At 65.4% G+C, this 9,326-nt stretch carries 8 protein-coding genes; 5 read left to right on the plus strand and 3 right to left on the minus strand.

Annotated elements, in window-relative coordinates:
• Positions 1-109: 109 nt before the first annotated feature.
• Positions 110-370, minus strand: a complete 261-nt coding sequence (locus VL973_RS03650; protein WP_325282670.1) for a hypothetical protein — start codon at positions 368-370, stop codon at positions 110-112.
• Between the two features lie 154 nt (positions 371-524).
• On the opposite strand from VL973_RS03650, the gene VL973_RS03655 reads away from it, so the two are divergent.
• Positions 525-1,322: a class I SAM-dependent methyltransferase gene (locus VL973_RS03655; protein WP_325282671.1), complete on the plus strand. Its 798-nt coding sequence runs from the start codon at positions 525-527 to the stop codon at positions 1,320-1,322.
• 50 nt (positions 1,323-1,372) lie between these two features.
• Here the strand turns inward: VL973_RS03655 and phaR are convergent, their stop codons facing one another.
• Positions 1,373-1,912, minus strand: coding sequence for a polyhydroxyalkanoate synthesis repressor PhaR (gene phaR, locus VL973_RS03660; protein ID WP_325282672.1), 540 nt, complete (start codon positions 1,910-1,912; stop codon positions 1,373-1,375).
• Positions 1,913-2,007: 95 nt separating this feature from the next.
• Between phaR and VL973_RS03665 the strand changes: the two genes are divergently transcribed.
• The 4 genes from VL973_RS03665 (at position 2,008) to VL973_RS03680 (ending at position 8,496) form a co-directional block, all read left to right on the plus strand.
• Positions 2,008-3,012: an alpha/beta fold hydrolase gene (locus VL973_RS03665; protein WP_325282673.1), complete on the plus strand. Its 1,005-nt coding sequence runs from the start codon at positions 2,008-2,010 to the stop codon at positions 3,010-3,012.
• Positions 3,013-3,046: 34 nt separating this feature from the next.
• Positions 3,047-4,222 (plus strand): acetyl-CoA C-acetyltransferase, encoded by a 1,176-nt coding sequence (locus VL973_RS03670; RefSeq protein ID WP_325282674.1) that lies wholly within the window; start codon positions 3,047-3,049, stop codon positions 4,220-4,222.
• 142 nt (positions 4,223-4,364) lie between these two features.
• A complete protein-coding gene (locus tag VL973_RS03675; RefSeq protein WP_325282675.1) occupies positions 4,365-7,457 on the plus strand; it encodes a TonB-dependent receptor domain-containing protein in 3,093 nt (1,030 codons plus the stop codon).
• A gap of 85 nt (positions 7,458-7,542) precedes the next feature.
• Positions 7,543-8,496: a 2OG-Fe(II) oxygenase gene (locus VL973_RS03680; RefSeq protein ID WP_325282676.1), complete on the plus strand. Its 954-nt coding sequence runs from the start codon at positions 7,543-7,545 to the stop codon at positions 8,494-8,496.
• Here VL973_RS03680 and VL973_RS03685 read toward each other — a convergent pair.
• Positions 8,493-9,326, minus strand: an 834-nt coding sequence (locus VL973_RS03685; protein WP_325282677.1) for an alanine racemase, incomplete at its 5' end; no start/stop codon positions are given. The genes VL973_RS03680 and VL973_RS03685 overlap by 4 nt on opposite strands.

The following is a 9,326-nucleotide window of genomic DNA, read 5'->3' on the forward strand; positions in this document are numbered from 1 at the left end:
GGCGGGTATCGCCCCACAGGGCTTTACCCGCCGCTATGGCAACCAGATCGCGGCACGAATGGGCGTCGTCGGGCGCGACCGCCTCGACGCCTGCGTCCGCTGATCGGGCTTATTCGACGGCTTTCTGCGCCGCGTCGCCGACCTTTTGCGCGCCCTCGCCGATGCTTTCGGCCGCGCCGGTGATTGCGGTGGTTTCGGCCGTTTCGTTGCGGCTCTGGTTCATGAGATAAAAGGCACCGACAATCACCGCGACCAGCAAGGCGATACCGATCAGCACCGTGCCGCCGCCGCCGCGCCGCTCGATCACCGTGGTGGTGTTTGGCTGGGCGGTGTTGGGCGTGGTGGTGTGCGTCGTGCGTTCTTCGACCATGTTGCGAACCCCTGTTGTTTCCCTGAGGCAACAACCCTGGTCCAAAGCACAGGTTCCACCGGCAACCAAAGCCGCCGCCATCGGTTGTTGCCGCGCCCGCGCGCGTGGTAGCTTCACGCAATCGGTCCGAATCCGAAATAAAGGGGGAGAAATCATGCGCCAACCGATCGCCGTGCTTGCCATCGCCACGACCGCCATCGCCGTTGCCAGCGTCGCCACGGGAGCGCCGCAGAACCAGCGCGCCGCTTTGCAGGCCGCCGTCGACGCGCCGACGCGAACGCCCGCGAACAAGGCGCGCGACACGGCCCGCCATCCGGCCGAGACGCTGGCCTTTTTCGGTGTCGAGCCGACGCACACCGTGGTCGAGATGTATCCCGGCGGCGGCTGGTATACCGAAATCCTGGCGCCCTATCTGAAGGATAAGGGTCAGTTATGGGTTGCAGCCCCCGCCCCCAATGGCCTGAAGGGCGTGCAATCGCTGATCGCAAAGGACGCCGCCACCTATGGCAAGGTCAAGGTCGCCGCACTGCCCGCGAGTGACGGCATGGCCGGCGTGCCCGACGGCAGCGCCGATGTCGTGCTGACGTTCCGCAACGTCCACAATTGGCGCTTCGGGGGCGCGGATGCCGCGCAACAGGTGTTCAATGCCGCGTTCCGGATGCTCAAGCCCGGCGGCACGCTGGGCGTGGTCGAACATCGACTGCCCGAAAGCCGCGACGCCGCGGCCGAGGAGAAGAGCGGCTATATGAAAACCAGTTCGGTCATCGGCTTTGCCGAGAAGGCCGGGTTCGAGGTCGTCGGCCAGAGCGAGGTCAACGCCAATGCCAAGGACACCGCCGATTATCCGGGCGGTGTCTGGACGCTGGCGCCGTCGCTGCGCGGGGGTGAGCAATATCGCGCGATCGGTGAAAGCGACCGGATGACGATCCGTTTCCGCAAACCCGCCGCCTGATTGCATCATGATCGCCGGTCGCGGGCAATGCCGCGACCGGCAACCGATCCTCAGCCCAGCTTGTCGACCTTTGCCTGAAGCTCGGCGAGTTGTGCTTTGAGTGCCGCGATTTCCTCGTCCTTGGCCTGAGCGGGCGTCGCGCCCGCCTTTGGCTGGAACGCCGCGGTAGCCGCTTCGAACATCTCGATGTTGCGCTTGGCGATTTCAGCAAAAGGCGAATGGGCAAAGGCGCCCTCTACGGCCGACTTGAACTGTTCCTGATTGCGTCGGAAACTGTCCATCGACGCTTCCAGATAACCCGGCACCATCGCCTGCATGTTATCGCCATACAGGCTGATGAGCTGGCGCAGAAAGCTGACCGGCAGCATCGTCTGTCCGCGCGATTCCTCTTCCATGATGATCTGGGTGAGGACATTGTGGGTGATATCCTCGTCGCTGCGGGCGTCGACGACCTTGAAGTCGCGGCCCTCGCGAGTCATCACCGCCAGATGGTCGAGCGTGATGTAGGACGAGGTTTCGGTATTATAGAGGCGCCGATTGGCGTATTTCTTGATGATGACGGGACCATTTCCCGCACTCGCCTTCTTCATCGCATCGGACCCCTGTGACTTTCAAGGACCGAACCGTATCATCCTTTGTTGACGCACCGCAACACGGCCCGCGTCCCCTGCCCCTGTTTCTTTCGATGCTGCGCGAACGGACCGCAGCATCGCCCGAACGCCGCGCGGCGATTCTGGCGGGTCTCGCCGCCTATCAGCGCGCACCCCGCCCCGCCCCACGCCCGTCACGTCCGGTCATCGCATCGGCGGGCACGGCGACGCTGCGCGATTATCGCGCGCCGGGCGGCGGCGGTGCGCCGGTGGTGTTCGTGCCCTCGCTCATCAACCCGCCCCATGTCCTCGACCTGCGGCCAGGCAATTCGCTGATCGAAGCGCTGGCGGCACGCGGGCTGTCGCCGATGCTGGTCGACTGGGGCACGCCCGACGCAGAGGACCGCGCCCTCGACATCGGCGGCCATGTCACCGATCGGCTGTTGCCGATGCTGGCCTCGCTCGACCGGCCGCCGGTGCTGGTCGGTTACTGTCTGGGCGGCACGATCGCGCTGGCGGCAGCGGCGCTGGCGCCCGTCGCGGGCCTTGCGCTGCTGGCGGCGCCATGGCGGTTTTCGGGCTATTCCGACGCCGCGCGCGGCGACATAGCCGCCTTGTGGAACAGTGGGGAGGGCGGATGCGACGCACTGGGCGTCGTGCCGATGGAAGTGCTGCAAAGCGGCTTCTGGCGCCTGGACCCGGAACGGACGCTCGATAAATATGCGCGCTTCGGCACGCTTGCCCCGGACAGTCCCGAAGCCGCCGCCTTCGTCGCGCTGGAGGATTGGTCGAACCAGGGGGCGCCGCTGACCTATGCCGCGGGCCGCGAACTGTTCGATGATTTCTATGACGCCGACCTGCCGGGCACCGGACGCTGGATCGTCGGCGGCACACGAATCGGTCCCGATGCGCCCGGATGCCCGATGATCGAGTTCGTATCGCGCAGTGACCGCATCGTCCCCGCCGCGACCAGCCCGATGCTGTCCGACCGCCGCGTGCTGGATGCGGGCCATGTCGGCATGATCGTCGGCTCGCACGCACGCGACACGCTTTGGAACCCGCTTGGCGACTGGTTAAGCGGCGTCTCGCTCACTAGATAGCGCCCGACGAAACAACGCCCAGGAGATTTCGCCCATGACCCAGATCGTCATCGCCGCCGCCAAGCGCACGCCCGTCGGCAGCTTTCTCGGCGCTTTTGCCGCCACGCCCGCGCACGAACTGGGCCGCGTCGCGATCGAGGCCGCGCTTGAGCAGGCAGGCGTCAAGGGCGAGGATGTGTCGGAAGTCATTCTGGGTCAGGTGCTGACCGCCGCCCAGGGTCAGAACCCTGCGCGACAGGCATCAATGGCGGCCGGCATTCCCAAGGAAGTACCCGCCTGGGGCGTCAACCAGGTCTGTGGCTCCGGCCTGCGGACCGTGGCGCTCGGTATGCAGGCGATCGCCAATGGCGATGCGACCATCGTCGTCGCGGGCGGTCAGGAATCGATGTCGATGTCAGCCCATGCCCAGACGATGCGCGCTGGCACCAAGATGGGCGACCTGAGCCTGGTCGATACGATGATAAGGGACGGCCTGACCGATGTGTTCAACGGCTATCACATGGGCATTACCGCCGAAAATCTGGCCGAACAATATCAGGTGACGCGCGCCGACCAGGACAGCTTCGCCGTCCGCTCGCAGAATCTGGCGGAAAAGGCGCGCAGCGAAGGGCGCTTCAGGGACGAGATCGCGCCCGTCACGATCAAGTCGCGCAAGGGCGAGACCGTCGTCGCCGACGACGAATATATCCGCGCGGGCGCCACGCTGGACGCGGTGTCGGGCCTGCGCCCCGCCTTCAAGAAGGACGGCACCGTCACCGCCGGTAACGCCAGCGGCATCAACGACGGCGCCGCCGCCATCGTCCTGATGACGCGCGAGGAAGCCGACAAGCGCGGGATCACGCCGCTGGCGACGATCAAGAGCTGGGCGTCGGCCGGCGTCGATCCGTCGGTCATGGGCATCGGCCCCGTCCCTGCCAGCCGCCGCGCGCTGGAAAAGGCGGGCTGGACCGTCGCCGACCTCGACCTGATCGAAGCGAATGAGGCATTTGCGGCACAGGCGCTGGCGGTGGGCAAGGACATGGGCTGGTCCGACGACAAGCTGAACGTCAATGGCGGCGCCATCGCCATCGGCCATCCGATCGGCGCATCGGGCGCGCGCGTGCTGACCACGCTGATCTATGAAATGCAGCGCCGCGACGCCAGGAAGGGGCTGGCGACCCTGTGCATCGGCGGTGGCATGGGCATCGCCATGTGCGTCGAACGCGACTGATTACAGCAGCTTGGAGGATGTGACAGTTTTATCACATCCTCCAAACAAGTTACATCGCAAACGATAGAGTGCTTGCGCGTCCCCGCTTCCATGTTCTTTCTGTAGTCATCAGACGTTCAGAAAAAGCGTAAAGGGGATCAAGATGCGTACCACCCGTTGGATGTCCGCGACCGCACTGGCCGGCGTGGTCGCCGTGCTGCCGACAGCGGCATTTGGTCAGGCCGCCGTCCCGCCCGAGGTTGCTCAGGAGGAACAGGTCGCCGAGGGTCAGGCAGCACCTGCCGATCAGGCGATCGTCGTCACCGGCACGCGCATCCGTCAGCCGAACCTCGAATCGGTCGTGCCGATCACGTCGGTCAGCGGTGAAGAGTTCTTCGAAACCGGTCAGGTTTCGGTGGGCGATATCCTGAACGACCTGCCCCAGCTCGCCAACAATTTCAGCCAGCAGAACTCGACCCGGTTTCTGGGCACGCGCGGCATCAGCCTGCTCGATCTGCGTAACCTGGGCACGCAGCGCACGTTGGTGCTGGTCAACGGCCGCCGCCATGTCGCGGGCGACATTCTGGTGAACGGCGTTTCGCCCGACATCAACACCATCCCGACCGACCTGATCGAACGCGTCGACATCACCACGGGCGGCAGCTCGTCGGTTTACGGTTCGGACGCGATCGCGGGCGTCGTGAACTTCGTCCTCAAGGATAATTTCGAGGGCATTCAGCTTCGCGGTCAGGCCGGCGTCAATCTCGACTATGGCGATGCAGGCAACCAGTATGTGTCGGCGCTTGTCGGCAAGAACTTTGCCGAAGGCCGCGGCAACGTCGCGCTTAACGTCGAATATTCGCACCAGTCGGACTATTATGGTTCGGGTCGTCCCGCGTTCCGCACGCCGCAGGGCCTTCTGGTGACCGACTCCGACACCGGCGCCAATTTCGACAACACGCCCGACCGGACGTTCTTCCGCGATTTCCGTTCGTCGACCATTTCGCTTGGGGGCCAGGTGGCGTTCGCTAGCCCGACCGGCGCTTGCGGTCGCGATTCACTGGGCGCGGCGTTCAGCTGCGGCTATATCTTCAACCCCGATGGCTCGCTGGTCGCGCAGACCGGCCAGCGCGTCGGCCTGGCGCCGAACGGCAACTATATCGGCGGCAACGGGAACACGAACCGCGAGGGCCAGCTGCTGGCACTGTCGCCCGATCTCGAACGTATTTCGATCAACACCATCGGCCATTTCGAAGTCACTCCGGCGCTGGTGCCGTTCTTCGAAGCGAAATATTCGCGGTCGACGGCGTTCGGTTCGCAGTCGGGTCCATTCTTCTCGCAGGGCGGCACGCTGGGCGCCGGCGCGCGTGAGCAGATCCGTTTCGACAACCCGTATCTCAGCGATCAGGCGCGCGGCGTGCTGACCGCGGCGCGCATCGCCTCCGGCGCCGACGCGCCCGTTGGCGATACCCGCTTCGCGCTCCGCAAGAACTGGGTCGAGTTCGGCGCGCGCGACGAAGAGATCACGCGTGAGACCTTCCGCATCGTCGGCGGTATCCGCGGCGATTTCAACGACGACTGGAACTATGAAATCTCGGCCAATTATGGCGAGCACAACGAAACCAACCAGATCGCGGGCAACGTCAACATCCAGCGTTACCTGCTGGGTCTCGATTCCGCGCGCAATGCCGCCGGCCAGATCGTCTGCCGGTCGCAGATAGACCCCACGGCGGCCGTTGCCTATGTCGACAATCCCGCAACCCTGGCGGCCGATGTCGCGGCGTGCGTTCCGATCAATCCGTTCGGTCAGGGTGCTTCGTCGCAGGCCGCACGCGATTACGTGATTATCGACTCGCTCGCGACCGGCAAGATCACGCAGTTCGTCGGTTCGGCCTTCATGTCGGGCGACCTCAGCCAGTTGTTCGAGCTGCCCGGCGGCCCGATCGCGTTCTCGGTCGGCGCGGAATATCGTCGCGAGACGAACTATTACGACCTCGATGACCTGACGCAGGCCGGCTACGCCTTCTACAACGCCATCCCCGAGTTCACCGCTCCGGCGTTCGAAGTGAAGGAAGTGTTCGGCGAAGTTTCGATCCCGCTGCTCAAGGACCTGCCGTTCGCACATGCCTTGACCGTCACGGGTTCGGGTCGTCTGGCCGACTATAACAACGCCGTCGGCACCGTGTTCGCATGGAGCGCGGGCGTCGACTATGCGCCGATCCCCGATATCCGGTTCCGTGGCAGCTATTCGCGTTCGATCCGTTCGCCGAACCTATCGGAACTCTATTCGGCACAGAGCCAGAACTTCGCACCCGGCTTCACCGATCCGTGCTCGGCACGCAACATCGGCACGGGTTCCAACACACGCGCCGCGAACTGCGCGGCGGCCGGGCGTCCGGCGGGTTATGACTATGTCTATACCTCGTCGCTGGAAATCCTGAGCGGCGGCAACCCCGACCTGCGAGAAGAAACCGGCACCTCCTACACGATCGGCGGCATCTTCGAGCCGACCTTCTTCCCCGGCTTCTCGATCTCGGTCGACTATTACGACGTCGCGATCGAAAACGTCATCACCTCGGTCGATGCCCAGGATATCGCCAACCAGTGCTATGACCTGGCGACGCTCGACAACCAGTTCTGCGACCTGATCGAGCGCGCGGGGCCGGGTGGCGGCCCGAACGGTGAGGAAGCGTTCCGCATCCTCGAAGGCTCGTTGCTGGCATCGACCCTCAACTTCGCCAAGCTGAAGGCACGCGGCATCGACACCAATGTCAGCTATCGCCACAATCTTGGTTGGGGCAACCTGCTCCTGTCAGGCATCTGGACGCGGACGTTGCAGCGCGACGACTTCGTCAACCCGACCGATCCGGATCGGATCGACCGCATCCTGTATCAACTGGGCAACCCGCGCGATCAGGTGAACTTCAACGCGCGCCTGGGTGTCGGCGATGTTCGCTTCGGTTACGAGCTGCGCTGGATCAGCAAGCAGTATCTCAACACCTATGAGGACTTCAACTCGCTGCAGGGCCGTCCGGCTGAGAACCCCGATTACGCGCCGTTCCAGTTCTATCCCGAGGTATTCTACCACAATATCCGCGCGGATGTGGATGTGAACGACAAGTTCAACCTGTATGCCGGTATCGACAATGTCGGCAATGAACTGCCGCCGCTGGGCCTGACCGGCGTCGGCGCGGGTTCGGGCATCTATGACGTTCGTGGCCGTTACGGTTATCTGGGCTTCGTCGCGAAGTTCTGATCTTTCCGACAAAATGACGGATCGGGGGTCGGGCGTTCGCGTCCGGCCCCTTTTCTTTTGCCGGTGCCGCACGGATAGTGGGCCGATGCCGACACACCCCGAAACCCGCCCCGACAACCATGAACGCGAGGCGCTGTCACAGGCCGCAAGCCGTGGAGATGGCGATGCCGGCTTCCGTCTGGCGGTCCTGTGCCTGACGGGACAGGGCGGCGAACGCGACCTGTCCGGCGCGCGGCGTGCACTTGCCCGCGCGCGCGATGCCGGACATGCCGATGCCGCACTGATGGAAGTGGCGCTGGTCGCGAACGGCAGCGGCGGCGCGCCTGACTGGCGGGAAGCATTGTCGCTGCTGCGCCGCGCCGCTGTCACGGATGCGACCGCCGCCGGGCATCTCGCCCTGATCGAGGCAATGAACATCGACGCCGATGGAATGCCGCGCAGCCTGCCCGCGCTGAATCCCTTGTCCGAGGCGCCACGCGTCGGCATCGCCCATGGCTTCTTGTCGCCGGCAGAGGCACGCCACATCGTCCATGCCGCCGCCGACCTTCTCGAACCCGCGACGGTGGTCGACCCACGCACGGGTGGCCTGATCGCGCACCCGATCCGCACGTCGCGCAACGCCACGATCGGACCGACGCGGGAAAGCCTGCCGATCCGCGCGATCCTCAACCGTATCGCGCGCCTGTCAGGCACCGATGTCCAACACGGCGAGCCGCTGACCCTGCTCGAATACCGGCCGGGGCAGGAATATCGGCCGCATCATGATGCGCTGCCCGGTATGGTCAATCAGCGTGTCGCGACGATGCTGCTCTATCTGAACCAAGGCTATCAGGGCGGGCAGACGCATTTCACCCGGCCGGGCCTGACGGTCGCGGGGCGCGGCGGCGATGCATTGCTGTTCCTCAACACGCGCCCCGACGGGCGACCCGACCCCGATGCCGAACATGCCGGGCGACCCGTCACTGCCGGCCAGAAGCTGCTGGCCACGCGCTGGATTCGCGCCGAGCCGGTCGATCCATGGACGATGGGCGGCGCCTAATCGATCCAGCGCCGTTCGAACCGGGGGCCAAGGCCGGTCAACAGTTCATATTGCGACCGCCCCGCCGCCGCCGCCCATGCCGGCAGGTCGGGCTGGAAACGCACCCAGTCGCCCTCCCCCAACGCGGGTGCGCGCGTCACGTCGAGCGCGATCAGGTCCATCGACACGCGCCCCAGGATCGGCAGCGGCGCGTCATTCGCGATCGCGACCGCCTCATGCTGCAGGGCACGGGGGAAGCCATCGGCATAGCCGAGATTGACGATCGCCGCTTCGGTCGGCCGGGTCGCGGTCCAGGTGGCGTTGTAACCGACGCTTTCACCCGCAGGCACATGGCGGCGTTGCAGGATCTGCGCTTCGATCGCGATCACCGGGCCAAGATGGCCGGCCAGCGCCGGGCACGGGATCGCGCCATAAAGCGCCAGTCCCGGTCGTGTCAGGTCGAAGGCATAGTCGCGGCCCAGCGCGATGCCGGCCGAGTTGGCGAGGCTCATCCGCGACGCCGGGGTGCGCCCCGCCAATGCGGTCAGCGCATCGCGCTGCGCCACGTTCATCGGCGACGCTTCTTCGGCACAGGCCAGATGGCTCATCAGCGTCACGACGCTCATGCCGTCGAGCAGCCCGGTCGCCTCACCGGCGGACAGGCCCAGCCGGTTCATGCCGGTGTCGACCATCACATCGCAAGCGCGGTCCGGACCAGTGTTTCGCCAGCGCGCAACCTGTTCGACGGTGTTGAGCACGGGTCTTGCCGGCAGGCTTGCCGCCGCCGCCATGTCGACCGCGCGGACGCCGTGCAGCACGGACAGCGACAGCTCATGGCGCCGGACGAGCGG

Source organism: Sphingomonas sp., from assembly GCF_035490575.1.
Lineage (GTDB): Bacteria > Pseudomonadota > Alphaproteobacteria > Sphingomonadales > Sphingomonadaceae > Sphingomonas.

Coding starts and splice junctions, on each gene's coding strand:
- VL973_RS03650 (WP_325282670.1), bottom strand. CDS start 370: ATGGTCGAAGAACGCACGACGCACACCACCACGCCCAACACCGCCCAG.
- VL973_RS03655 (WP_325282671.1), top strand. CDS start 525: ATGCGCCAACCGATCGCCGTGCTTGCCATCGCCACGACCGCCATCGCC.
- phaR (WP_325282672.1), bottom strand. CDS start 1,912: ATGAAGAAGGCGAGTGCGGGAAATGGTCCCGTCATCATCAAGAAATAC.
- VL973_RS03665 (WP_325282673.1), top strand. CDS start 2,008: ATGCTGCGCGAACGGACCGCAGCATCGCCCGAACGCCGCGCGGCGATT.
- VL973_RS03670 (WP_325282674.1), top strand. CDS start 3,047: ATGACCCAGATCGTCATCGCCGCCGCCAAGCGCACGCCCGTCGGCAGC.
- VL973_RS03675 (WP_325282675.1), top strand. CDS start 4,365: ATGCGTACCACCCGTTGGATGTCCGCGACCGCACTGGCCGGCGTGGTC.
- VL973_RS03680 (WP_325282676.1), top strand. CDS start 7,543: ATGCCGACACACCCCGAAACCCGCCCCGACAACCATGAACGCGAGGCG.